The following is a 23,653-nucleotide window of genomic DNA, read 5'->3' on the forward strand; positions in this document are numbered from 1 at the left end:
GGTGAGGCGATCATGAGCCCCGGCGGTCTGGTGAAAGATCCGATCTCCGCATTCTCCCTGGGCTTGGCGCTGATGTTCGGCACCGCCGGCCTGCCGCATATCCTGATGCGCTTCTTCACGGTGAGCGATGCCAAGGAAGCGCGTAAGAGTGTGCTGTATGCCACGGGCTTTATCGGCTACTTCTATATCCTGACCTTTATTATCGGCTTCGGCGCGATCCTGCTGGTCAGCACCAACCCGGCGTTCAAGGATGCGGCAGGCGCCTTGCTGGGCGGTAACAACATGGCGGCGGTACACCTGGCCAATGCGGTGGGTGGCAGCATCTTCCTTGGCTTTATCTCGGCCGTGGCGTTTGCCACCATCCTGGCCGTGGTGGCCGGTTTGACGCTTGCGGGTGCATCGGCGGTTTCTCACGACCTGTATGCCAGCGTGATCAAGAAAGGCAAGGCCAACGAGAAGGATGAGATTCGCGTGTCGAAGATCACCACCGTGGCCCTGGGTGTATTGGCGATCGGCCTGGGTATCCTGTTCGAAAGCCAGAACATCGCGTTCATGGTCGGCCTGGCGTTCTCCATTGCCGCCAGCTGCAACTTCCCGGTGCTGCTGCTTTCCATGTACTGGAAAAACCTCACCACCCGTGGCGCCATGATCGGCGGCTGGCTGGGCCTGGTGAGCGCCGTGGGCCTGATGGTACTCGGCCCGACCATCTGGGTCTCGATCCTGCACCATGAAAAAGCCATCTTCCCGTACGAGTACCCTGCGTTGTTCTCGATGATCATTGCGTTCATCGGCATCTGGTTCTTCTCCATCACCGACAAGTCGGCGGCGGCAGAGAAAGAGCGTGCGCTGTACTTCCCGCAGTTTGTGCGTTCGCAGACTGGCTTGGGGGCGAGTGGGGCGGTTAACCACTAAGCTTGTAACTGGATCAGGAAGCGCCCCGGTCGAAAGGCTGGGGCATTTTTTTGCCTGGGGTTTATGGGTTGCTGCTCATGGCCTCATCGGGGGCAAGCNNCTTGCCCCCGATGGCGGTAGACCAAACGCCACAAACAAAAACGGCCTCCACTGGGGGAGGCCGTTTTCAGTGCAACTAAGCGATGCTTACTTGCGATCTTCCAGCTTGGTGATATCACGCGACTCGTAGCCGGTGTACAGCTGGCGCGGGCGGCCAATCTTGTACGGGCTGGAGAGCATTTCTTTCCAGTGGGAGATCCAGCCCACGGTCCGCGCCAGGGCGAAGATCACGGTAAACATGCTGGTTGGAATGCCGATCGCCTTGAGGATGATCCCCGAGTAGAAGTCGACGTTCGGGTACAGGGAGCGTTCGATGAAGTACGGGTCGGTCAGGGCGATCTCTTCCAGGCGCATGGCCAGTTCGAGTTGCGGATCGTTCTTGATGCCAAGTTCCTTCAAAACTTCGTCGCAGGTCTGCTTCATAACGGTGGCGCGTGGGTCGCGGTTCTTGTAGACCCGGTGACCGAAGCCCATCAGCTTGAACGGATCGTTCTTGTCCTTGGCCTTGGCGATGAAGGTGTCGATGTTCGAGACATCGCCGATTTCATCGAGCATGGTCAACACGGCTTCGTTCGCACCGCCGTGGGCAGGGCCCCACAGTGCGGCGATGCCGGCGGCGATACAGGCGAACGGGTTGGCACCCGAGGAGCCCGCCAGGCGCACGGTGGAGGTGGAGGCGTTCTGCTCGTGGTCGGCGTGGAGGATGAAGATCCGGTCCATGGCCTTGGCGAGCACCGGGCTGATCGGTTTGATCTCGCACGGGGTGTTGAACATCATGTGCAGGAAGTTTTCCGCGTACGTCAGGTCGTTGCGCGGGTACATCATGGGTTGACCCATGGAGTACTTGTAAACCATTGCGGCCAGGGTCGGCATCTTGGCAACCAGGCGGATCGCGGAGATTTCGCGATGCTGCGGGTTATTGATGTCGAGGGAGTCGTGATAGAAGGCCGACAGGGCGCCGACCACGCCGCACATGACGGCCATCGGGTGGGCGTCGCGACGGAAGCCGTTGAAGAAGGTCTTCAACTGCTCGTGAACCATGGTGTGGTTCTTGACTGTGCTGACAAACTGGGCTTTCTGCTCGGCTGTTGGCAATTCGCCATTGAGCAGCAGGTAGCAGGTTTCCAGGTAGTCCGACTTTTCTGCCAATTGCTCGATCGGGTAGCCCCGGTGCAGCAAGATGCCATTGTCGCCGTCGATATAGGTGATCTTCGACTCGCAAGAGGCGGTCGACATGAAGCCTGGGTCGAAAGTGAAACGGCCCGTGGCCGTCAGGCCCCGTACGTCGATAACATCGGGACCAACGGTGCCGGTTAAAATGGGCAGCTCGACGGGGGCTGCGCCCTCGATGATCAACTGCGCTTTTTTGTCAGCCATGTGGCCTCCTATTTATGCTTCAAATCATCAGACAGACCCCCCACGCAGGGCCCGCACCACTATAGTGAGATAAATTCAGATGTCAATTTGCCTAAAGTCTTGCTCCAGAAGGCTTTAACCGGACTTTTTCGTCGAAATTGCCTGCCATTTACGCCTTTTATCCCGTCAGCGCAATCCGCTATTAGGGTGAGGAGCGCGCGTTGTCATTAGTAACCTAACTGTCTATACTCGGCCACCGACCGCCAAGGGCTTTTGGGCTTGCTTTCATTGGGGGTCGCACTCCCTGGGTGGTGCTTACCTGACCAGTGCACTCCCCTACAACTTTGCCCTGATTGTTAGGGGCTCTTCAGTGTGAAAAAAAGCCGTGAAGAATAGCCAACGACCTGTAAACCTAGACCTAAGGACCATCAAACTCCCCATCACCGGCGTTACGTCGTTCCTGCACCGTGTTTCCGGCATCATCCTGTTCCTGGGCTTGGGCATCATGCTTTATGCATTGAGCAAATCCCTGGGTTCCGAGGAAGGTTACGCCGAGGTGAAGGCATGCTTGACCAGCCCGCTGGCCAAGTTCGTAGCATGGGGCCTCCTGTCCGCTCTGCTGTATCACCTGGTAGCCGGTGTGCGCCACTTGATCATGGACATGGGCATCGGTGAGACGCTGGAAGGCGGCCGCCTGGGCTCGAAAATCATCATCGCCATTTCCGTGGTGCTGATCGTTCTCGCAGGAGTTTGGATATGGTAACCAGCGTTACGAACCTATCGCGTTCGGGCCTCTATGATTGGATGGCGCAGCGTGTGTCTGCGGTTGTTCTCGCGGCTTATTTCATTTTCCTGATCGGATACCTCGTCGCAAACCCGGGCATCGGCTATGAGCAATGGCATGGCCTGTTTTCCCACAATGCGATGCGAATCTTCAGTCTGCTGGCCCTTGTAGCCCTGGGCGCTCACGCCTGGGTCGGCATGTGGACCATCGCGACCGACTACCTCACGCCGATGGCGCTGGGCAAGTCCGCGACTGCAGTACGTTTCCTCTTCCAGGCAGTATGCGGCGTCGCGATGTTCGCTTACTTCGTCTGGGGTGTGCAGATTCTTTGGGGTATCTGAGTCATGGCTAACATTCCAACTATTTCCTTCGACGCCATCATTATTGGTGGCGGCGGTGCCGGCATGCGCGCTGCGCTGCAGCTGGCCCAGGGTGGTCACAAGACTGCCGTGATCACCAAGGTATTCCCGACACGTTCCCACACCGTGTCCGCCCAGGGTGGCATCACCTGCGCCATCGCTTCGGCCGACCCGAACGATGACTGGCGCTGGCACATGTACGATACCGTCAAGGGTTCCGACTACATCGGTGACCAGGACGCTATCGAATACATGTGTCAGGAAGGCCCGGCAGCGGTGTTCGAGCTGGACCACATGGGTCTGCCGTTCTCGCGTACCGAGCAAGGCCGTATCTACCAGCGTCCGTTCGGCGGCCAGTCGAAGGATTACGGTAAAGGCGGGCAGGCTGCCCGTACTTGCGCCGCTTCCGACCGTACCGGTCACGCGCTGCTGCACACGCTTTATCAGGGCAACCTGAAAGCCGGTACCACGTTCCTGAACGAGTACTACGCTGTCGACCTGGTCAAAAACGCCCAAGGCGAGTTCGTCGGTGTAATCGCTATCTGCATCGAAACCGGTGAAACCACCTACATTCGCGCCAAGGCTACCGTGCTGGCAACCGGCGGTGCAGGCCGTATCTACGCCTCGACCACCAACGCCCTGATCAACACTGGCGACGGCGTGGGCATGGCCCTGCGTGCCGGCGTGCCGGTGCAAGATATTGAAATGTGGCAGTTCCACCCGACCGGTATTGCCGGCGCCGGCGTTTTGGTGACCGAAGGTTGCCGTGGTGAAGGTGGTTACTTGATCAACAAGCACGGCGAGCGTTTCATGGAGCGCTATGCTCCGAACGCTAAAGACCTTGCCGGTCGTGATGTTGTTGCCCGTTCGATGGTTAAAGAGATCATCGCTGGCAACGGTTGCGGTCCGAATGGCGACCACGTAATGCTCAAGCTCGATCACCTGGGCGAAGAAGTGCTGCACAGCCGTCTGCCAGGTATCTGCGAACTGTCCAAGACATTTGCGCACGTTGACCCGGTTGTTGCTCCGGTCCCGGTTGTTCCGACTTGCCACTATATGATGGGCGGCGTGCCGACCAACATTCATGGTCAAGCGATCACTCAGGACGCCGATGGCGTCGACGCGATCATCCCTGGTCTGTTTGCAGTGGGTGAAGTGGCGTGCGTATCGGTTCACGGTGCCAACCGCCTGGGCGGTAACTCGTTGCTCGACCTGGTGGTATTCGGGCGCGCCGCTGGCCTGCACTTGGAAAAAGCCCTGAGCGATGGCATCGAGTACGACGACGCCACCGACGCCAACATCGAGGCCGCCCTGGCGCGCCTGTCCGCTCTGAACGAGCGTACCGATGGCGAAGACGTGGCAACCCTGCGTCGCGAGCTGCAAAGCTGCATGCAGAACTACTTCGGTGTATTCCGTACTGGCGAATACATGCAGAAGGGTATTGCCCAGCTGGCCGACCTGCGCAAGCGCATCGCCAACGTCAAGATCAACGATAAGAGCCAGGCGTTCAACACCGCTCGTATCGAAGCCCTTGAGCTGCAAAACCTGCTGGAAGTGGCCGAAGCGACCGCGATTGCTGCCGAGGTTCGTAAAGAATCCCGTGGTGCTCACGCTCGTGAAGACTACGAAGACCGCGACGACGAGAACTGGCTGTGCCACACCCTGTACTTCCCGGGTGAAAAGCGCGTTGCCAAGCGTGCCGTGAACTTCTCGCCGAAAACGGTTCCGACGTTTGAACCGAAGATTCGGACTTACTAAGGGTGGCTGCCATGTTGAAAGTCAGTGTTTATCGCTACAACCCTGATCAGGACGCTGCGCCGTTCATGCAGGAATTCCAGGTCGATACCGGTGGTAAAGACCTGATGGTGCTGGACGTGCTGGCCCTGATCAAAGAGCAGGACGAAGGTTTCTCCTATCGTCGCTCTTGCCGTGAAGGTGTCTGCGGCTCCGACGGCATGAACATCAACGGCAAAAACGGCCTGGCGTGCATCACGCCGCTGTCCGCCGTGGTGAAAGGCAACAAGCTGATCGTTCGTCCACTGCCAGGTTTGCCGGTTATCCGTGACCTGGTCGTCGATATGAGCATCTTCTACAAGCAATACGAGAAAGTTAAGCCGTTCCTGCAGAACGACACGCCGGCCCCGGCCATCGAGCGTCTGCAGTCCCCGGAAGAGCGCGACAAGCTCGACGGTCTGTACGAGTGCATTCTGTGCGCCTGCTGCTCGACCTCCTGCCCGTCCTTCTGGTGGAACCCGGACAAATTCCTGGGTCCAGCTGCCCTGCTGCAAGCGTACCGCTTCCTGGCAGACAGCCGTGACACCAAGACGTCCGAGCGTTTGGCTTCGCTGGATGACCCGTTCAGCGTATTCCGCTGCCGCGGGATCATGAACTGCGTCAACGTATGTCCCAAAGGCCTGAACCCGACTAAGGCCATTGGTCACATCCGTAACATGCTGCTGCAAAGCGGCGTGTAACTGACGTTGTAACAAAGCAGGACCGTTGTGCCCGTAAATGCTGCGGCGCAGGCTTCAACCGGCGCCGTAGTTTTAACTTGAGCAGCGACTTACAAAGCCGCGGCTCTTATTTTGAAGAAATGAGACAAGCAGGGGCATTCGGGTTGGTACCCGAACTATCAGCGTGATCCTAAGTGGCTTGTTTTGGTCGCTGCACTTGGCCTTTTGCAAGCAAACTCGGTGTTTTCGCCGGTGGTGTCCCCAAATCGAGGGTGACCAAGCATGCAAGAAAGCGTGATGCAGCGCATGTGGAACAGCGGCTATCTTTCAGGTGGTAACGCTGCCTATGTGGAAGAGCTTTATGAGCTCTACCTGCACGACCCTAACGCTGTGCCAGAAGAATGGCGCACCAAATTTCAGACGTTGTCTTCAGACGGCAACGCTGCCACCGATGTATCGCATGCAACAATTCGCGATCAGTTTGTGCTGCTGGCAAAGAACCAGCGCCGCGCCCAACCGGTTTCCGCCGGCAGCGTGAGCAGTGAGCATGAGAAGAAGCAAGTTGAAGTACTGCGACTGATCCAGGCCTACCGGATGCGTGGCCACCAGGCGGCCCAGCTTGACCCGCTGGGGCTCTGGCAGCGTCCTGCACCGGCTGACCTGTCGATCAATCATTACGGCTTGACCAATGCCGATCTTGATACGACCTTCCGTGCCGGCGACCTGTTCATCGGCAAAGAGGAAGCGAGCCTACGCGAAATTCACGAAGCGTTGCAGCAGACATATTGCCGCACCATCGGCGCTGAGTTCACGCACATCACCGATTCCGAGCAGCGCCAATGGTTCCAGCATCGCCTGGAAGGTGTGCGCGGCCGTCCGGCGCTGTCCGCCGACGTTCGCAGCCACCTGCTTGAGCGCGTGACCGCTGCCGAAGGCCTGGAAAAATACCTGGGGACCAAATACCCGGGCACCAAGCGTTTCGGTCTGGAAGGCGGCGAAAGCCTGATCCCGATGCTCGACGAGCTGATCCAGCGTTCCGGTTCCTACGGCACCAAGGAAGTCGTGATCGGTATGGCCCACCGTGGTCGCTTGAACGTGTTGGTCAACACCTTCGGCAAGAACCCGCGTGAGCTGTTCGACGAGTTCGAAGGCAAGAAGAAGGTCGAGCTGGGTTCCGGTGACGTTAAATACCACCAGGGCTTCTCGTCCAACGTGATGACCTCCGGCGGTGAAGTTCACCTGGCCATGGCATTCAACCCATCCCACCTGGAAATCGTTTCGCCAGTGGTCGAGGGGTCGGTGCGTGCTCGCCAGGACCGTCGTAACGACACTACTGGTGAAAAGGTTCTGCCGATTTCCATCCACGGTGACGCGGCATTCGCCGGTCAGGGCGTGGTTCTGGAAACCTTCCAGATGTCGCAGACTCGCGGCTTCAAGACTGGCGGTACCGTTCATATCGTCATCAACAACCAGGTGGGCTTCACCATCAGCAACCCGTTGGACTCGCGCTCCACCGAGTACGCCACCGACGTTGCCAAGATGATCCAGGCGCCGATCCTCCATGTGAATGGTGATGATCCGGAAGCCGTATTGTTCGTGACCCAACTGGCCGTCGACTACCGCATGCAATTCAAGCGTGACGTGGTGATCGACCTGGTTTGCTACCGCCGTCGCGGTCACAACGAAGCGGACGAGCCAAGCGGCACCCAACCGTTGATGTACCAGCAGATCACCAAGCAGCGCACTACCCGTGAGCTGTACGCCGAAAGCCTGACCAAGGCAGGTGTGGTGGACGAAGCGCGTGTTCAGGCGAAAGTCGACGAATACCGCAACGCTCTGGACAACGGTCTGCATGTAGTGAAAAGCCTGGTCAAAGAGCCGAACAAAGAGCTGTTCGTTGACTGGCGTCCGTACCTGGGCCACACCTGGACCGCGCGTCACGATACCTCGTTCGACCTCAAGACCCTGCAGGAACTGTCCGCCAAGCTGCTGGAAATTCCGGAAGGCTTCGTGGTTCAGCGTCAGGTCTCGAAGATCTACGAAGACCGTCAGAAGATGCAAGTCGGCGGCCTGCCAATCAACTGGGGTTACGCCGAAACCATGGCGTACGCGACCCTGGCGTTCGAAGGTCACCCGATCCGCATGACCGGCCAGGACATCGGCCGCGGTACGTTCTCGCACCGTCACGCGGTACTGCACAACCAAAAAGACGCCAGCACCTACGTGCCGTTGCAGAACCTGTACGAAGGCCAGCCACGTTTCGACCTGTACGATTCGTTCCTGTCCGAAGAGGCTGTACTGGCCTTCGAATACGGTTACTCGACCACCACGCCGAATGCGCTGGTGATCTGGGAAGCCCAGTTCGGCGACTTCGCCAACGGTGCCCAGGTGGTGATCGACCAGTTCATCACCAGCGGCGAGCATAAATGGGGCCGTCTGTGCGGTCTGACCATGCTGCTACCGCACGGTTATGAAGGTCAGGGTCCGGAGCACTCCTCGGCCCGTCTGGAGCGTTACCTGCAGCTGTGCGCCGAGCACAATATTCAGGTCTGCGTACCGACCACCCCGGCTCAGATCTACCACTTGCTGCGTCGCCAGGTGATTCGTCCTCTGCGCAAGCCGCTGGTTGTGCTGACTCCGAAGTCGCTGCTGCGTCATAAATTGGCCGTCTCGACCCTGGAAGATCTGGCGGACGGTTCGTTCCAGACCGTGATTCCAGAAATCGACACGCTGGACGCGGCCAAGGTCACTCGCCTGATCCTGTGCAGCGGCAAGGTCTACTATGACCTGCTGGAAAAACGCCGTGCCGAAGGCCGCGAAGATATCGCCATCGTGCGTATCGAGCAGCTTTACCCGTTCCCGGAAGACGACCTGATGGAGGTCATCGCGCCTTACACCAACCTCACGAATGTGGTCTGGTGCCAGGAAGAACCGATGAACCAGGGCGCGTGGTACAGCAGCCAGCATCACCTGCGTCGCAGCATTGGCAACCATAACAAGGCCCTGGGCCTGGAATACGCCGGCCGTGATGCTTCCGCCGCACCTGCGTGTGGTTATGCGTCGATGCACGCCGAACAGCAGGAAAAACTGCTGCAAGATGCTTTCACTGTTTAACGCCTTCGCGCTGACTGAAACCGAATTTTAAGGACCCACAGATAATGGCTATCGAAATCAAAGCCCCGTCATTCCCGGAATCGGTTGCCGATGGCACCGTTGCCACTTGGCACAAAAAACCAGGCGAAGCTGTCAAGCGCGACGACCTGATCGTCGACATCGAGACCGACAAAGTCGTGCTGGAAGTGCTGGCCGAAGCTGACGGCGTGCTGGGCGCAATCGTTGCCGAGGAGGGCGCTACCGTCCTGTCCAACCAGGTGTTGGGCTCGATCGAAGAGGGCGGCGCTGCTGCACCTGCACCTGCTCCGGCTGCTGCACCTGCTGCTTCGGCTCCAGCTGCCGCTCCGGCCGCTGGTGCTGAAGACCCGATCGCTGCACCGGCTGCGCGCCAGTTGGCTGAAGAAAACGGTATCAACCTGGCTTCCATCAAAGGCACCGGCAAAGACGGTCGCGTGACCAAGGAAGACGTGGTTGCTGCGGTTGAAGCCAAGAAGAACGCTCCAGCTGCCGCACCTGCCAAGCCGGCTGCCCCGGCTGCCGCTGCTCCTGTGTTCGCCGCCGGCGACCGCACCGAGAAGCGCGTACCGATGACCCGCGTGCGTGCCACCGTGGCCAAGCGTCTGGTTGAAGCCCAGTCGAACATGGCAATGCTGACCACCTTCAACGAAGTCGACATGACCGAAGTCATGGCCCTGCGTTCGAAGTACAAAGACCTGTTCGAGAAGTCTCACAACGGCGTGCGCCTGGGCTTCATGTCGTTCTTCGTGAAAGCGGCCACCGAAGCGCTGAAACGCTTCCCGGCAGTCAACGCTTCCATCGATGGCAACGACATCGTCTACCATGGCTATGCAGACATCGGCGTTGCCGTGTCCAGCGACCGTGGCCTGGTGGTTCCGGTCCTGCGTAACGCCGAACTGATGAGCCTGGCTGAAATCGAAGGCGGCATCGCCACCTTCGGCAAGAAAGCCCGTGACGGCAAGCTGACCATCGACGAGATGACCGGTGGTACCTTCACCATCACCAACGGTGGTACCTTCGGTTCGATGATGTCGACGCCGATCGTCAACCCGCCACAAGCCGCGATCCTGGGCATGCACAACATCATCCAGCGTCCGATGGCCATCAACGGCCAGGTCGTGATCCGCCCGATGATGTACCTGGCACTGTCCTACGATCACCGCCTGATCGATGGTAAAGAAGCCGTGACTTTCCTGGTGACCATCAAGAACCTGCTGGAAGACCCGGCTCGTCTGCTGCTGGATATCTAAAGACGCAGCTGCAAGTTGCAAGCTACAAGCTGTAGGAAAAAGCAGCTTGGCTTGCAGCTTGTCGCTTGAAGCTTGTCGCTGAATAGAGGAATTTTTTTCATGTCGCAGAAATTTGACGTTGTAGTGATTGGCGCGGGCCCTGGCGGCTATGTTGCCGCCATCAAGGCTGCTCAACTGGGCCTCTCGACTGCTTGCATCGAAAAATACACTGACAAGGAAGGCAAACTGGCGCTGGGCGGTACTTGCCTGAACGTTGGCTGCATTCCTTCCAAGGCGCTGCTGGACAGCTCCTGGAAATTCCACGAAGCCCAAGACGGCTTCGCGATCCACGGTATCAACCACGCCGGCGTGACCATGGACGTGCCAGCAATGGTCGGCCGTAAAGCCAACATCGTTAAAGGCCTGACTTCCGGCGTTGCCACCTTGTTCAAGGCCAACGGCGTGACTTCCCTGCAAGGCCACGGCAAATTGCTGGCCGGCAAGAAAGTCGAAATCACCAAGCCTGACGGTTCGGTTGAAGTGATCGAAGCGGAAAACGTGATCCTGGCCCCAGGTTCGCGCCCAATCGACATTCCGCCTGCTCCAGTCGACAACAACGTGATCGTTGATTCGACCGGCGCCCTGGAATTCCAAGCTGTGCCTAAGCGCCTGGGTGTGATCGGTGCTGGTGTGATCGGCCTGGAGCTGGGTTCGGTATGGTCCCGTCTGGGTGCTGAAGTGACTGTTCTGGAAGCTCTGGACACGTTCCTGCTGGCTGCCGATACCGCCGTCTCCAAGGAAGCGTTCAAGACCCTGACCAAACAGGGCCTGGACATCAAGCTGGGCGCTCGCGTGACCGGCTCGAAGGTCAATGGCGAAGAAGTGGTCGTGACCTACACCGACAAAGATGGCGAACAAACCATCACCTTCGACAAGCTGATCGTGGCCGTGGGCCGTCGTCCAGTGACGACCGACCTGCTGGCGGCCGACAGCGGCGTGAACATCGACGAGCGTGGCTTTATCCACGTTGACGATCACTGCGCTACCACCGTTCCAGGCGTGTACGCCATCGGTGACGTGGTGCGCGGCATGATGCTGGCGCACAAGGCTTCCGAAGAAGGCATCATGGTTGTCGAGCGCATCAAGGGCCACAAAACCCAGATGAACTACGACCTGATTCCATCGGTTATCTACACCCACCCGGAAATTGCATGGGTCGGCAAGAACGAACAGCAGTTGAAAGCTGAAGGCGTTGAAGTTAACGTCGGCACCTTCCCGTTCGCCGCTTCTGGCCGTGCCATGGCAGCCAACGACACCGGTGGTTTTGTCAAAGTCATTGCTGATGCCAAGACTGACCGTGTATTGGGCGTCCACGTGATTGGCCCAAGCGCAGCAGAACTGGTTCAGCAGGGCGCAATCGGTATGGAATTCGGCACCAGTGCCGAGGACCTGGGCATGATGGTCTTCTCCCATCCGACCCTGTCCGAAGCGTTGCACGAAGCCGCGTTGGCAGTGAATGGCGGCGCCATCCACATCGCCAACCGCAAGAAGCGCTAAGCGAGATAATAAGAAACCACGGCGGAGTTGCCCGTCGTGAGCCTTGCGCGCAAGACTCACCGCGGAATATCCGCTGGACGCAGCCTTGCGCAGCTTTACGGGCCATAAGCCCCGCAAGTTGCGCAAGCAGCAGTCACAGGTGGTGCGGCACTCATAATGAGCGCAGCGCCGAATGCGCAGTACCTAACGAAGACGGTAAAAAGCATGAATCTTCACGAGTATCAGGGTAAGCAGCTGTTCGCTGAATACGGCCTGCCAGTATCCAAGGGCTACGCAGTAGACACCCCGGAAGCAGCAGCAGAAGCTTGCGACAAAATCGGTGGTACCGAGTGGGTTGTCAAAGCCCAGGTCCACGCTGGTGGTCGCGGTAAAGCGGGCGGCGTTAAGCTGGTTCGCAACAAAGAAGACGCCAAGGCCTTCGCACAGCAGTGGCTGGGCAAGCGTCTGGTGACTTACCAGACTGATGCCAATGGCCAGCCAGTCACCAAGATCCTGGTTGAATCGTGCACTGATATCGCTAAAGAGCTGTACCTGGGCGCTGTCGTTGACCGTTCGAGCCGTCGCATCGTGTTCATGGCTTCCACCGAAGGTGGCGTGGACATCGAAAAGATCGCTCACGAAACCCCAGAAAAAATTCTGAAAGCCACCATCGATCCACTGGTTGGCGCTCAGCCGTTCCAGGGTCGCGAGCTGGCTTTCCAGCTGGGCCTGGAAGGCAAGCAAGTTGCCCAGTTCGCCAAGATCTTCGTAGGTCTGGCCAAACTGTTCCAGGATCACGATCTGGCTCTGCTGGAAGTGAACCCGCTGGTGATCAAGGCTGACGGCGATCTGCACTGCCTCGATGCCAAGATCAACATCGACGCCAACGCCATGTACCGTCAGCCTAAGCTGAAGACTTTCCACGATCCGTCGCAAGACGATCCGCGCGAAGCCCACGCTGCCAAGTTCGAACTGAACTACGTGGCCCTGGAAGGCAACATCGGTTGCATGGTCAACGGTGCCGGCCTGGCCATGGGTACCATGGACATCGTCAACCTGCATGGCGGCAAACCAGCCAACTTCCTCGACGTGGGCGGTGGTGCTACCAAAGAACGCGTGACCGAAGCTTTCAAGATCATCCTGTCCGACGCCAACGTCGCTGCAGTATTGGTCAACATCTTCGGCGGCATCGTTCGTTGCGACATGATTGCCGAAGGCATCATCGGTGCAGTGAAAGAAGTCGGCGTTAAAATCCCGGTTGTTGTTCGCCTTGAAGGTAACAACGCTGAACTGGGCGCTAAAGTACTGGCAGAAAGCGGTTTGAACATCATCGCGGCTACCAGCCTGACCGACGCTGCTCAACAAGTTGTCAAAGCTGCGGAGGGCAAATAATGAGCGTCCTGATCAATAAAGACACCAAAGTTATCTGCCAGGGTATTACCGGTTCGCAAGGTAGCTTCCACACCCAGCAAGCTATCGAATACGGCACCCAGATGGTTGGCGGCGTAACGCCAGGCAAAGGCGGCACCGAGCACCTGGGCCTGCCGGTGTTCAACACCGTGAAAGACGCTGTAGCTGCCACTGGCGCCACCGCCAGCGTGATCTACGTTCCGGCTCCTTTCTGCAAGGACTCGATCCTGGAAGCGGCATTCGGCGGCATCAAGCTGATCGTTTGCATCACCGAAGGCATTCCTACCCTGGACATGCTGGACGCTAAAGTTAAGTGCGACGAACTGGGCGTAGTCCTGATCGGCCCTAACTGCCCAGGTGTGATCACCCCAGGCGAATGCAAGATCGGCATCATGCCAGGTCACATTCACTTGCCAGGTAAAGTCGGTATCGTTTCCCGTTCCGGCACCCTGACCTACGAAGCTGTGAAGCAGACCACTGACGCCGGTTTCGGTCAGTCGACTTGCGTCGGCATCGGCGGTGACCCGATCCCAGGCTCCAACTTCATCGACATCCTGAAGCTGTTCCAGGAAGACCCGAAGACCGAAGCGATCGTGATGATCGGTGAGATCGGCGGTTCGGCTGAAGAAGAAGCGGCTGCCTACATCAAGGCACACGTGACCAAGCCAGTTGTTTCCTACATCGCTGGTGTGACTGCCCCTGCTGGCAAGCGCATGGGCCATGCGGGCGCAATCATCTCTGGCGGCAAAGGCACTGCAGACGAGAAATTCGCTGCGCTGCAAGACGCAGGCGTGAAAACCGTGCGTTCGCTGGCAGACATCGGCAAGGCCCTGGCCGAGCTGACCGGTTGGGCTGTCAAGTAAGCCTCGCGCTTAACTGACGCTCCGCCCACAAAGGCCACCTTCGGGTGGCCTTTGTGCTTCTTGGATGTCTTCGACCAATGTGGGAGGGGGCTTGCCCCCGATGGCAATGGGGCCGCCACGCAATCATTGGCTGACACACCGCCGTCGGGGGCAGGCCCCCTCCCACATGTGTTCGTATTGCCAAGTTAAGTACGAAAATGCGACATCGTGATGTCGCTTATCGGACAGTTCGCCCCGCAACAGTGCGTTTGTCGCCCTAATTCTGTACTCTGGCCGCCTCTTTATGCGCCCGCATCCCAAAAGGACGCTTCGCGCTGGAACGGTCGGTCCCCAAAAGGGCCGCCGGTATTTCCCTCATCCACAGGGAATCCCTCTCTAAATTCCGATTCAGCAGTGTGGTATTTCCTTAAATGAAAGTGTTGAAAGGCCAGGATATCCTGGCGTTGGGCTTTATGACCTTTGCCCTGTTCGTGGGCGCCGGCAACATCATCTTCCCGCCTATCGTTGGCTTGCAGTCCGGACCTAACGTCTGGATGGCGGCACTGGGTTTTCTGATCACTGCGGTCGGCCTTCCGGTGGTCACCGTAATCGCGCTGGCCAAAGTCGGTGGCGGCATGGACGCGCTGAGCAGCCCAATCGGCAAAATCGCCGGTGGCCTGCTGGCGGCAGCGGCGTATCTGGCGGTAGGCCCGCTGTTCGCCACGCCGCGTACCGCGACCGTGTCCTTTGAAGTGGGCCTTGCGCCCTTGACTGGCGAAAGCCCTCTAGCGCTGTTTCTCTACAGCTCCGTGTACTTTCTGGTGGTGTTCTTTGTGTCCCTGTATCCAGGGCGCCTGCTGGATACGGTGGGGCGTTTCCTCGCGCCGCTGAAGATCATAGCGCTGGCCGTGCTGGGCATCGCCGCATTTGCGCTGCCGGCCGGTGACGTCGGTGTCGCCACCCCGGAATATGTCGCTGCGCCGTTTTCCCAGGGGTTTATCAAAGGTTACCTGACCATGGATACCCTGGGCGCGCTGGTGTTCGGCATCGTCATCGTCAATGCGATTCGCTCCCGTGGTGTTGAATCGCCGAAGCTGATCACCCGTTACGCCATCATTGCCGGCCTGATCGCGGGTGTGGGCTTGGCGTTGGTGTATGTGAGCCTGTTCCGCCTCGGTTCGGGTAGCCATGCGGTAGCCGCTGGGGCCAGCAACGGCGCTGCGGTACTGCATGCTTACGTGCAGCATACCTTCGGCTCTCTGGGCAGCGGTTTCCTGGCTGTGCTGATCTCCCTGGCGTGCCTGGTGACGGCAGTGGGCCTGACCTGCGCCTGCGCCGAGTACTTCAGCCGCATCCTGCCGCTGTCCTACAAGACCCTGGTGGTGATCCTGGCGCTGTTCTCCTTGTTTGTGTCGAACCTGGGCCTGACCAAGCTGATCGCTTTCTCGATCCCAGTACTCACCGCGATCTATCCGCCCTGCATCGTGTTGGTGGCCCTTAGCTTCTGCAAAGGCTTCTGGCAGGAGCAAGGGCGTATTGTTGGGCCGGTGATGCTGGTGTCGTTTATCTTCGGCTGCATCGATGCCCTCAAGGGCGCGGGCTTGGTGGATTGGCTGCCGGCGCAGTTGGCTAACCTGCCGCTGAGCGAGCGGGGCCTGGCCTGGTTGGTGCCGTCGGTGATGATCCTGGCCGTGGCGGTGCTGATTGACCGTCTGCTCGGCAAGCGCAGCGAAGCCATCGCATAAAGCGCCCGCTTTGAGGATTATTGAAATGCCCCGTATCAATCGATACGGGGCATTTTTTATGCTTTATGAGAGCGCAGCTTCTAAAGTTGCAACTGGATCAATGTGGGAGGGGCTGGCTCCCTCCCAACGTTGGAGCGCATCGCGCCACCATTCACCTTCTAACAGGACCCTCATGTCATTCGTCGAAGCCAATCAGATCCACTTGCTTGCCGCCCTGTGGTTCGTGCTGTGTTGGGGCGGCTATACCCGTTATGCCACTTGGAAGGCGCGAGACACCGCGTGCCTGGCCAGTGTGTTGCACTTGTATCGCGAAGACTGGATGCGGCGCATGCTGCTGCGGGACAACCGTATCGCCGACGCCAGCGTGATCGGCAATCTGGAGCGCAATGCCTCCTTCTTCGCCTCCAGTACCTTGATCATCCTTGCCGGTATTCTCACGGTGCTCGGCGCCTCCGAACGCGCCGTGTCGTTGCTGGCGGATATCCCCTGGGTACAACAGGCGTCCCAGGGCATGTCGGAAATCAAATTGCTGTGCCTGGCGCTGGTGTTTGTCTACGCGTTTTTCACCTTCAGCTGGTGCATGCGCCAATACAATTTTGCGGCGGTGCTGGTGGGGTCGGCGCCGATGATCGGCGAGCGACATGTGTCCGAACAGGAGCGTAAAGCCTTCGCACTGAGGGCGGCGCGGGTGATCTCCATGGCGGCCAACCAGTTCAACTTCGGCCTGCGTTCTTATTACTTCGGCATGACCATGCTGGCGTGGTTTGTCAGCCCATGGTTGTTCATGTTGATGAGCGCCGGTGTAGTGTTCGTGCTGTATCGCCGAGAGTTTCATTCCGACGTATTGGAAGTGATGGTGTATACCCCAACCGACACGCCATTGCCGGAGCCGACGAAGGAGGCGGTGTCTTAGCCATCTAGTTAAATGCCGGACAAAGTAAAGCCCGCTATATAAGCGGGCTTTCTTTTTGCAGCACTGCTAATTCAAGCCAGGTCTCAAGAACCGGTGGCAGGTGCTGCTTCTTTCGCGGCGGCTTCGTTGGATTCGGCCTGAGCTTTGGCAGCATCGGCGTTTTCTTTCGCAGCGTCGTTCACTTTATCCTGAGCCTTCGCCATATCTTTCTGAGCTTGCTCAGAATGTGCAGCGGCGTCTTGGGCTTTGTCTTCGGATTTCTTGTCGCAGGCAGCCAGACCGAGGGCAGCGGCCAGCATCATGGAAATAGCTAAAGTCTTGCGCATGGGGTGTTTCTCCTTATTGAAGATATCTACTGGCCTTTCGAGCCTGAGGGTTCAGCATTAGTTCCTTTAATTACGCAGATATATAAACCGCACCCTGCAAGGAACTTTGGCCCGCACCACATACTCCGCGGATTAACACGAATAAGAGTCTAGACCGAATGACCGAAAACTCACTGTTAGAACGTGCCCGACGCTTCGTTTCGGCATTGCGCCATTGCCAGGTGCTGGGCATTACCGTGCATGAGGCCAATCGGGACGGCATGACCCTCGTCTTGCCTTACAGCCCGGCGATTGTTGGTGACCCCCAGTCCGGCGTGATCCACGGCGGCGCGCTGACCTCCTTGATGGACACGGCGTGCGGCATGGCGACTCTATGTGTGCTGGAGGAATTCGAGGTGTGCCCGACCCTCGATCTACGCATCGATTACATGCATCCGGCCGCACCTCACAAGCCGGTGTATGGCTTCGCCCAGTGCTACCGAGTCACGACCGACGTGATCTTCACCCGTGGCTTCGCCTATCAGGATGACCCGCAGCAACCCATCGCCCATGTGGTGGGCACGTTTATGCGCATGGGCAAGCGCCTCAAGGGCGCGCAGGGGCTGGGCGATACGATCAAGGGAGCGCAGGCATGAGTCATCGATTCAAAACACGCCTCGAACAAGCCCATACGCGCGGTGACTATACGGCGCTGCTGGACGGGATTCCGTATGCCCAATTGATCGGTATTGAATGCACACGGTTGGGCGATGAATTGCTGTTTCGCCTGCCGGCCAACAAAGACAACATTGGTAACCCCATCTTGCCGGCCCTGCACGGCGGAGTGATCGCCGGGTTCATGGAGTTGGCCGCAGCGTTGCACTTGCTGGTGTTTACCGGGGCGCCGGGGCTGCCGAAAATCATCGACTTTTCCCTGGATTACCTGCGTGCCGGTCAGTTCCGCGACACCTACGCCACGTGTCAGGTGTGGCGCCAGGGGCGGCGTGTGGCGAATGTGGCGATCACCGCGTGGCAAAGCACGGCGGCAGAGCCGATTGCCACGGCCCGTGCGCATTTCAAGATCGAGGAGGCGAGTCGCCCTTGAAATCCTGGTCTTAGCCCCCAACTTTGATGACAACCCGCCGCCGACCCTAAAGGTCGGGGCCACTGCCATCCAATTGGAGTTTGATGACCATGAGTGTGGAAACTCAAAAGGAAACCCTGGGCTTCCAGACCGAGGTGAAGCAACTGCTGCACCTCATGATCCATTCGCTGTATTCCAACAAGGAAATCTTCCTTCGCGAATTGATCTCGAACGCCTCTGACGCTGTCGACAAATTACGTTTCGAAGCCCTTTCCAAGCCCGAGTTGCTGGAAGGTGGCGCCGAACTGAAAATCCGCGTGAGCTTCGACAAGGACGCCAAAACCGTCACCCTCGAAGACAACGGTATCGGCATGAGCCGTGACGATGCGGTCACCCACCTGGGGACCATCGCCAAATCCGGCACTGCCGATTTCATGAAGAACCTGTCGGGTGACCAAAAGAAGGATTCGCACCTGATCGGCCAGTTCGGCGTGGGCTTCTACTCGGCCTTTATTGTCGCCGATAAGGTTGAAGTGTTTAGCCGTCGTGCCGGCCTCGACGCCAGCGAAGGCGTGCACTGGGCGTCGAAAGGCGAGGGCGAATTTGAAATCGCCACCATCGACAAGCCAGACCGCGGTACTCGCATCGTGTTGCACCTCAAGTCCGGTGAAGAAGAATTCGCCGATGGCTGGCGCCTGCGCAATATCATCAAAAAGTACTCCGACCATATCGCACTGCCGATCGAGCTGCCTAAAGAACAAGCTGCCGCCGAAGGCGAAGAAGCCCCGGCCCAGGAATGGGAAGTGGTCAACCGCGCCAGCGCCCTGTGGACCCGTCCTCGCACCGAGATCAAGGACGAGGAGTACCAGGAGTTCTACAAGCACATAGCTCATGATTACGAAAACCCGCTGAGCTGGAGCCACAATAAGGTTGAAGGCAAGCTGGAATACAGCTCGCTGCTCTACGTACCGGCCCGCGCGCCGTTTGACCTGTACCAGCGTGAGGCGCCGAAAGGCCTGAAACTCTACGTACAGCGCGTATTCGTGATGGATCAGGCGGAATCCTTCCTGCCGTTGTACCTGCGCTTTATCAAAGGCGTGGTCGACTCCAACGACTTGTCGCTGAACGTGTCGCGGGAAATCCTGCAGAAAGACCCGATCATCGACTCCATGAAGTCGGCGCTGACCAAGCGCGTACTCGACATGCTGGAAAAACTGGCGAAGAACGAGCCTGAGCAATACAAAGGCTTCTGGAAAAACTTCGGCCAGGTCATGAAAGAAGGCCCGGCGGAAGATTTTGCCAACAAGGAAAAAATCGCTGGCCTGCTACGTTTTGCTTCGACTCAGGGCGAAGACGGCGAGCAAGTGGTGTCCCTGGCCGAGTACCTGGCACGCGCCAAGGAAGGGCAGGACAAGATCTACTACCTGACCGGCGAAACCTACGCTCAGGTCAAAAACAGCCCGCACCTGGAAGTCTTCCGTAAAAAAGGCATCGAAGTGCTGCTGCTGACCGATCGTATCGACGAGTGGCTGATGAGCTACCTCAGCGAGTTCGACGGTAAGTCGTTCGTCGACGTGGCCCGTGGCGACCTGGACCTGGGTAACCTGGATTCGGAAGAGGACAAAAAAGCCGCTGAAGAAGTGGCCAAGTCCAAAGAAGGCCTGGTTGAACGCATCAAGACCGCCCTGGGCGAAGCTGTCAGCGAAGTACGGGTCTCCCACCGTCTGACCGATTCCCCGGCGATCCTGGCCATCGGCGAGCAGGACCTGGGCATGCAAATGCGTCAGATCCTTGAGGCGAGCGGGCAGAAAGTGCCGGACTCCAAGCCGATCTTCGAATTCAACCCTGCGCATCCGTTGATCGAGAAGCTCGACGGCGAGCAGAACGAAGAGCGTTTTGGCGACCTGTCGCACATCCTCTTCGACCAGGCAGCCCTGGCCGCCGGCGACAGCTTGAAAGACCCGGCCGCCTATGTGCGCCGACTGAACAAGCTGTTGGTTGAACTGTCGGTTTAACAACGTTGTAGGAAAAACCCGCTTCGGCGGGTTTTTTCGTTCCAGTGCACCTTAATCGGAGTCAATGATGAGCCAAGTCACCGTGCGTTCCGTGGTCTATCAGATCGATGGCCAGCCGTATGAAAGCCGCCTGGCGTTCGACGCCAGCCAAAAAGGCCCGCTGCCGGGTCTGTTGATGGCGCCCAACTGGATGGGCGTCAGTGCCGGCGCCGAAGAAATTGCCAAGGCCGTTGCCGGCAAGGGCTATGTGGTGCTGATTGCTGACCTGTATGGGCAAACCGTGCGCCCGTCCAATGCCGATGAGGCCGGTGCGGCGATGATGCCGTTGAAGAATGATCGCCCGTTGCTCAACAAGCGCATGCAAGCTGCTCTCGACCAACTGCAGGCCCAGACCGAGGCGGCAGTGGATACCTCCCAGCTCGCTTCGTTCGGCTTCTGTTTCGGCGGATGCTGCACCCTTGAGCTGGCCCGTACCGGCGCGCCGTTGAAGGCTGCGGTGTCGTTCCACGGCACCCTCGACACACCAAACCCGTCGGATGCCAAGAACATCCAAGGTTCCGTCCTGGTGCTGCATGGCGCCTCGGACCCCTTGGTGCCCAAGGAGCAGTTGCCGGCGTTCGAGGATGAAATGAACGCCGCTGGTGTGGATTGGCAGTTGCTCAGCTACGGCGGTGCGGTGCATTCCTTCACCGACCCGCACGCCAATGTGCCGGGCAAGATGATGTACGACGCGAAGACTGCCGCGCGGGCCTTCCAGTCGATGCATAATTTGCTGGATGAGGTGTTCAAGGGCTGAGTTTTCAGCGCCTGTTCCGGCGTTATCGGGGGCGACCCCCCTCCAACACTTTGACGATCTGAATCCGATCATGTGTGGGAGGGGGCTCGCCCCCGATGGCTATCTCCCAGGCAACTCAATCCTTTCCGATTCCCCCGCAACCGTTGGCCAATCCCCAGCCGCCCAACGCTGCCTGGCTTGCTCGATCACCGCAGGATCACTCGCGACAAAATTCCAATTGATCCGCCTCGGTCCATCCAGCGGTGCTCCGCCCAACACCACCAGATGACAGTCGGATTCGGCAGACAACGTCATCGTCTCTCCCTTCGGCAATACCACTAGGCTATGCGCCTGCAACGGTTCGCCATCGAGCTGCGCGTCACCTGCCAGCACATACACGGCGCGTTCCTCATACTCATCGGGAATCAGCAGCGTGGTGGCCGTTTGCATGTGCACATCGGCATACAACGTGGGCGACAGTACGGGCACCGGTGACTTAAGGCAGAAGCCAGTGCCGGCAATCAAGCGGATCTGCACGCCCAGTGCGTCGCTGACTGGCAAACTCGCCGCCGGGTGATGGCTGTAATGGCCTGGCCCGGTTTCGTGGTCCCTGGGGGACGCCAGCCACACTTGCAGGCCATGCAGCGCAAAACCGCTGGCCTTGAGCGCCTCGGGTGTGCGCTCGACGTGGGCAATTGCGCTGCCGGCGGTCATCCAACTGACATCGCCCGGCTGCACCACTTGATCGGAGCCCAGGCTGTCTTTGTGCTGCAGTTCGCCCTCGAACAGGTAGGTAAGGGTAGAAAGCCCGATGTGCGGATGCTGGCGGATATCCATGCCGGTGCCGGGGGCATAGCGAGTCGGCAGCATATGATCGAAGAAAACGAATGGCCCGACGCTGCGGCAGTCTCGCGACGGTAGCGGGCGCAGAATCGGCTGGCCCTCGACATCTTCCTGGCGCGGGCGAATCACGGTGAGGGTGGTCATGGTGCATCCCTGTCTGAGCGGGTTCGAATGCGCTGAGCATAACCCGCTCGACAGGAGCTTGCCGCTATTGGCTGAAGGCGCCTTCGGAGAGGGTGGTCTCGATGTTGATGTCGGCGGTGGTCATCAGTTTGTGGACCGGGCAGCGATCGGCCACGTGGTGCAGCTCATCACGCTGAGCGTCGCTGAGCACGCCCTTGAGGGTCAGCTTGACGTTGAGCGCGTAGCGGCCTTTTTGCTCTTGGGCGGCGTCGTGGGTCACTTCAACGGTGACACCGGTCAGCGGAATATCCTTTTTTTGCGCGTAGAGCCTGACCGTCAAGGCCTTGCACGAGGCCAGCGCGGCGTCGAAATAATCGTGGGGGGAGGGCGCAGAGTCGTCGCCACCCAGGTCTTTGGGCAGGTCGGTAAACAGCTCGTGGTGATTGATATTGACGCTGTGGCGATAGTTTTCGGTGTTCAGCGTGTTGACGATAACAGGCATGGCAAACCTCACAGGGATGGCAGGATGAAGGTCATGCAGTTATAGAGCATGCTGGCACTTAGGTGTTCCTGCTTTTTTTGGGATGAACCCGGCAAGGGAGGGCAGGGTCTACCTGTATCCCACGCCTATCGAGAGCTTACCGTGCCCTGGACCCGCTTGAGTCTTGCCCTGTTGGTCGCCTGCAGCAGCACCGCCTTGGAGGCGCGCGACTATGCCTACAGCGATGCGCACCTGCATTACGTGGATTTCTTTCAAGAAAGCGCGGGCATGGACAAACTGCTCAAGGCCATGACGGAAAATCGCATCGAGCATGTGATGATTTCTGGCATACCCGTGGCCAAGAAATGGCATGAAGACGAACCCAAGCGCCCACGCTACTACGCTGGCGATGATGCTGATGCCTACTGGTACAGCGCCACCGATGTGATCGTGGCGGCCGCGGTGAACAAGCTGACCCCGGCCCAGCGCCGGCACTTTCACCCGTTTCTGTCTGGCTTCAACCCCAATGACAAAAACTCCGACGCGCATATCCAGCGCATGCTCGACCTCAATCCGGGGCTGTGGCAGGGCATCGGCGAGGTGTTCACCCGTCACGATGATCTGACGGCCCTGACGTCCGGCGACACCCCGCGCGCTAACAACGAGGCCATGACCCGCATTTATCACCTGGCCGCCGAAAACGACCTGCCGGTGATGCTGCATTCCAACATCACCTCCAAGCGCGAGCGCAACCCGCTGTACCTGGCCGAAGTGGAAGAACCGCTGCGCAACCACCCGCACACCCGGTTTATCTGGGCGCATGCCGGTACCAGCAAAGAGATTCACCGGCATCAGGTGCAGATGGACTTTCTATTGCCCACCTTGAGCCGTCTGCTGGAGTCGTACCCCAACCTGTATGTGGATTTGTCTTGGAGCATGCTCACGCCTTATCTGCTGGACGAGGCGGGCAAGCCACGGCCTGAGTGGGTGGCCCTGGTGGAGCGTTTCCCGGAGCGCTTTATGCTGGGCTCTGACGTCGTCGGACGCTTCAATAAGCTGGGTAAGGAAATGCACCGCTTCGACCCCTTTCTTGACGCGCTGCCTGAAGCGGTGGCCCGTAAAGTGGCGCGGGATAACTTCCTGGCCGTGCTGCCTAAGAGCAATCAAGATGACGGCGCTCCTTGAGCCCCCGTACCTGCACCAGGATTTTCCGAAGCCCATAAAAAAGCCCCGAACTAGTCGGGGCTTTTTTATGGG

General features: G+C 58.7%; 21 protein-coding genes. 17 read left to right on the top strand and 4 right to left on the bottom strand.

Translation table 11 applies throughout. The features are described 5' to 3' along the window. Positions 1 to 912: sodium:solute symporter family transporter (locus YA0848_RS03750; RefSeq protein ID WP_442967185.1), on the top strand; the 912-nt coding region annotated here is incomplete at its 5' end. Between the two features lie 186 nt (positions 913 to 1,098). Here the strand turns inward: YA0848_RS03750 and gltA are convergent. Continuing rightward, positions 1,099 to 2,388 carry a citrate synthase gene (gltA, locus tag YA0848_RS03755; RefSeq protein ID WP_014717728.1) on the bottom strand — a complete coding sequence of 430 codons (1,290 nt, stop codon included), beginning with the start codon at positions 2,386 to 2,388 and terminating at the stop codon, positions 1,099 to 1,101. A gap of 364 nt (positions 2,389 to 2,752) precedes the next feature. On the opposite strand from gltA, the gene sdhC reads away from it, so the two are divergent. The 11 genes from sdhC (at position 2,753) to YA0848_RS03810 (ending at position 16,770) form a co-directional block, all read left to right on the top strand. Continuing rightward, a complete protein-coding gene (gene sdhC, locus YA0848_RS03760; protein WP_034096662.1) occupies positions 2,753 to 3,130 on the top strand; it encodes a succinate dehydrogenase, cytochrome b556 subunit in 378 nt (125 codons plus the stop codon). Next, the gene (sdhD, locus tag YA0848_RS03765) at positions 3,124 to 3,492 is read left to right on the top strand and encodes a succinate dehydrogenase, hydrophobic membrane anchor protein (protein ID WP_003172805.1); all 369 of its coding nucleotides are present in this window, start codon (positions 3,124 to 3,126) and stop codon (positions 3,490 to 3,492) included. Before sdhC ends, sdhD begins: the two co-directional genes overlap by 7 nt. A 3-nt stretch (positions 3,493 to 3,495) precedes the next feature. Continuing rightward, the gene (gene sdhA / locus YA0848_RS03770) at positions 3,496 to 5,268 is read left to right on the top strand and encodes a succinate dehydrogenase flavoprotein subunit (protein WP_034096663.1); all 1,773 of its coding nucleotides are present in this window, start codon (positions 3,496 to 3,498) and stop codon (positions 5,266 to 5,268) included. 11 nt (positions 5,269 to 5,279) lie between these two features. Then, entirely contained in the window at positions 5,280 to 5,984 is a 705-nt protein-coding gene (locus tag YA0848_RS03775; protein ID WP_034096664.1) for a succinate dehydrogenase iron-sulfur subunit, read from the top strand. A 261-nt stretch (positions 5,985 to 6,245) separates the two neighbouring features. After that, positions 6,246 to 9,077 carry a 2-oxoglutarate dehydrogenase E1 component gene (locus tag YA0848_RS03780; RefSeq protein ID WP_034096665.1) on the top strand — a complete coding sequence of 944 codons (2,832 nt, stop codon included), beginning with the start codon at positions 6,246 to 6,248 and terminating at the stop codon, positions 9,075 to 9,077. 44 nt (positions 9,078 to 9,121) lie between these two features. After that, positions 9,122 to 10,345 (top strand): 2-oxoglutarate dehydrogenase complex dihydrolipoyllysine-residue succinyltransferase, encoded by a 1,224-nt coding sequence (odhB, locus tag YA0848_RS03785; RefSeq protein WP_034096666.1) that lies wholly within the window; start codon positions 9,122 to 9,124, stop codon positions 10,343 to 10,345. 99 nt (positions 10,346 to 10,444) lie between these two features. Then, positions 10,445 to 11,881 (top strand): dihydrolipoyl dehydrogenase, encoded by a 1,437-nt coding sequence (lpdA, locus tag YA0848_RS03790; RefSeq protein ID WP_034096667.1) that lies wholly within the window; start codon positions 10,445 to 10,447, stop codon positions 11,879 to 11,881. Between the two features lie 204 nt (positions 11,882 to 12,085). Next, positions 12,086 to 13,252, top strand: a complete 1,167-nt coding sequence (gene sucC, locus YA0848_RS03795; RefSeq protein ID WP_034096668.1) for an ADP-forming succinate--CoA ligase subunit beta — start codon at positions 12,086 to 12,088, stop codon at positions 13,250 to 13,252. Further along, positions 13,252 to 14,133, top strand: coding sequence for a succinate--CoA ligase subunit alpha (gene sucD, locus YA0848_RS03800; protein ID WP_034096669.1), 882 nt, complete (start codon positions 13,252 to 13,254; stop codon positions 14,131 to 14,133). The genes sucC and sucD overlap by 1 nt, the downstream gene beginning before the upstream one ends. A 410-nt stretch (positions 14,134 to 14,543) precedes the next feature. After that, positions 14,544 to 15,857 (top strand): branched-chain amino acid transport system II carrier protein, encoded by a 1,314-nt coding sequence (gene brnQ / locus YA0848_RS03805; protein ID WP_169903254.1) that lies wholly within the window; start codon positions 14,544 to 14,546, stop codon positions 15,855 to 15,857. A 172-nt stretch (positions 15,858 to 16,029) separates the two neighbouring features. After that, entirely contained in the window at positions 16,030 to 16,770 is a 741-nt protein-coding gene (locus tag YA0848_RS03810) for a DUF599 domain-containing protein (protein ID WP_047882242.1), read from the top strand. Positions 16,771 to 16,853: 83 nt separating this feature from the next. On the opposite strand, the gene YA0848_RS03815 is transcribed toward YA0848_RS03810, so the two are convergent. Continuing rightward, positions 16,854 to 17,096 (bottom strand): hypothetical protein, encoded by a 243-nt coding sequence (locus YA0848_RS03815; protein WP_017477534.1) that lies wholly within the window; start codon positions 17,094 to 17,096, stop codon positions 16,854 to 16,856. A 158-nt stretch (positions 17,097 to 17,254) separates the two neighbouring features. On the opposite strand from YA0848_RS03815, the gene YA0848_RS03820 reads away from it, so the two are divergent. The 4 genes from YA0848_RS03820 to YA0848_RS03835 all read left to right on the top strand — a co-directional run bounded on the left by YA0848_RS03820 (position 17,255) and on the right by YA0848_RS03835 (position 20,970). Next, positions 17,255 to 17,731 (top strand): PaaI family thioesterase, encoded by a 477-nt coding sequence (locus YA0848_RS03820; protein WP_034096672.1) that lies wholly within the window; start codon positions 17,255 to 17,257, stop codon positions 17,729 to 17,731. Beyond that, entirely contained in the window at positions 17,728 to 18,180 is a 453-nt protein-coding gene (locus YA0848_RS03825; RefSeq protein ID WP_034096673.1) for a PaaI family thioesterase, read from the top strand. Before YA0848_RS03820 ends, YA0848_RS03825 begins: the two co-directional genes overlap by 4 nt. Positions 18,181 to 18,269: 89 nt before the next feature. Continuing rightward, positions 18,270 to 20,174, top strand: a complete 1,905-nt coding sequence (htpG, locus tag YA0848_RS03830) for a molecular chaperone HtpG (RefSeq protein ID WP_034096793.1) — start codon at positions 18,270 to 18,272, stop codon at positions 20,172 to 20,174. 67 nt (positions 20,175 to 20,241) lie between these two features. Then, entirely contained in the window at positions 20,242 to 20,970 is a 729-nt protein-coding gene (locus tag YA0848_RS03835; RefSeq protein ID WP_169903253.1) for a dienelactone hydrolase family protein, read from the top strand. A gap of 99 nt (positions 20,971 to 21,069) precedes the next feature. Here the strand turns inward: YA0848_RS03835 and YA0848_RS03840 are convergent, their stop codons facing one another. Then, positions 21,070 to 21,936: a pirin family protein gene (locus YA0848_RS03840; protein ID WP_034096675.1), complete on the bottom strand. Its 867-nt coding sequence runs from the start codon at positions 21,934 to 21,936 to the stop codon at positions 21,070 to 21,072. A 64-nt stretch (positions 21,937 to 22,000) separates the two neighbouring features. After that, positions 22,001 to 22,417, bottom strand: a complete 417-nt coding sequence (locus YA0848_RS03845) for an OsmC family protein (RefSeq protein WP_169903252.1) — start codon at positions 22,415 to 22,417, stop codon at positions 22,001 to 22,003. Between the two features lie 141 nt (positions 22,418 to 22,558). On the opposite strand from YA0848_RS03845, the gene YA0848_RS03850 reads away from it, so the two are divergent. Further along, complete coding sequence (locus YA0848_RS03850) at positions 22,559 to 23,581, top strand: amidohydrolase family protein (protein ID WP_047882239.1); 1,023 nt, start codon at positions 22,559 to 22,561, stop codon at positions 23,579 to 23,581. The last annotated feature ends 72 nt before the right edge of the window (positions 23,582 to 23,653 follow it).

The organism is Pseudomonas sp. S4_EA_1b (assembly GCF_016307435.1).
Taxonomy (GTDB): domain Bacteria; phylum Pseudomonadota; class Gammaproteobacteria; order Pseudomonadales; family Pseudomonadaceae; genus Aquipseudomonas; species Aquipseudomonas rhodesiae.

Excerpts from the sequence above, each read along its gene's own strand:
- brnQ (WP_169903254.1), top strand. The coding sequence starts at position 14,544 with ATGAAAGTGTTGAAAGGCCAGGATATCCTGGCGTTGGGCTTTATGACC.
- YA0848_RS03845 (WP_169903252.1), bottom strand. The coding sequence starts at position 22,417 with ATGCCTGTTATCGTCAACACGCTGAACACCGAAAACTATCGCCACAGC.
- sucD (WP_034096669.1), top strand. The coding sequence starts at position 13,252 with ATGAGCGTCCTGATCAATAAAGACACCAAAGTTATCTGCCAGGGTATT.
- YA0848_RS03810 (WP_047882242.1), top strand. The coding sequence starts at position 16,030 with ATGTCATTCGTCGAAGCCAATCAGATCCACTTGCTTGCCGCCCTGTGG.
- odhB (WP_034096666.1), top strand. The coding sequence starts at position 9,122 with ATGGCTATCGAAATCAAAGCCCCGTCATTCCCGGAATCGGTTGCCGAT.
- YA0848_RS03780 (WP_034096665.1), top strand. The coding sequence starts at position 6,246 with ATGCAAGAAAGCGTGATGCAGCGCATGTGGAACAGCGGCTATCTTTCA.
- YA0848_RS03840 (WP_034096675.1), bottom strand. The coding sequence starts at position 21,936 with ATGACCACCCTCACCGTGATTCGCCCGCGCCAGGAAGATGTCGAGGGC.
- YA0848_RS03825 (WP_034096673.1), top strand. The coding sequence starts at position 17,728 with ATGAGTCATCGATTCAAAACACGCCTCGAACAAGCCCATACGCGCGGT.
- YA0848_RS03835 (WP_169903253.1), top strand. The coding sequence starts at position 20,242 with ATGAGCCAAGTCACCGTGCGTTCCGTGGTCTATCAGATCGATGGCCAG.
- sdhD (WP_003172805.1), top strand. The coding sequence starts at position 3,124 with ATGGTAACCAGCGTTACGAACCTATCGCGTTCGGGCCTCTATGATTGG.
- htpG (WP_034096793.1), top strand. The coding sequence starts at position 18,270 with ATGAGTGTGGAAACTCAAAAGGAAACCCTGGGCTTCCAGACCGAGGTG.
- YA0848_RS03820 (WP_034096672.1), top strand. The coding sequence starts at position 17,255 with ATGACCGAAAACTCACTGTTAGAACGTGCCCGACGCTTCGTTTCGGCA.
- YA0848_RS03775 (WP_034096664.1), top strand. The coding sequence starts at position 5,280 with ATGTTGAAAGTCAGTGTTTATCGCTACAACCCTGATCAGGACGCTGCG.
- gltA (WP_014717728.1), bottom strand. The coding sequence starts at position 2,388 with ATGGCTGACAAAAAAGCGCAGTTGATCATCGAGGGCGCAGCCCCCGTC.
- sdhA (WP_034096663.1), top strand. The coding sequence starts at position 3,496 with ATGGCTAACATTCCAACTATTTCCTTCGACGCCATCATTATTGGTGGC.
- lpdA (WP_034096667.1), top strand. The coding sequence starts at position 10,445 with ATGTCGCAGAAATTTGACGTTGTAGTGATTGGCGCGGGCCCTGGCGGC.
- sucC (WP_034096668.1), top strand. The coding sequence starts at position 12,086 with ATGAATCTTCACGAGTATCAGGGTAAGCAGCTGTTCGCTGAATACGGC.
- YA0848_RS03815 (WP_017477534.1), bottom strand. The coding sequence starts at position 17,096 with ATGCGCAAGACTTTAGCTATTTCCATGATGCTGGCCGCTGCCCTCGGT.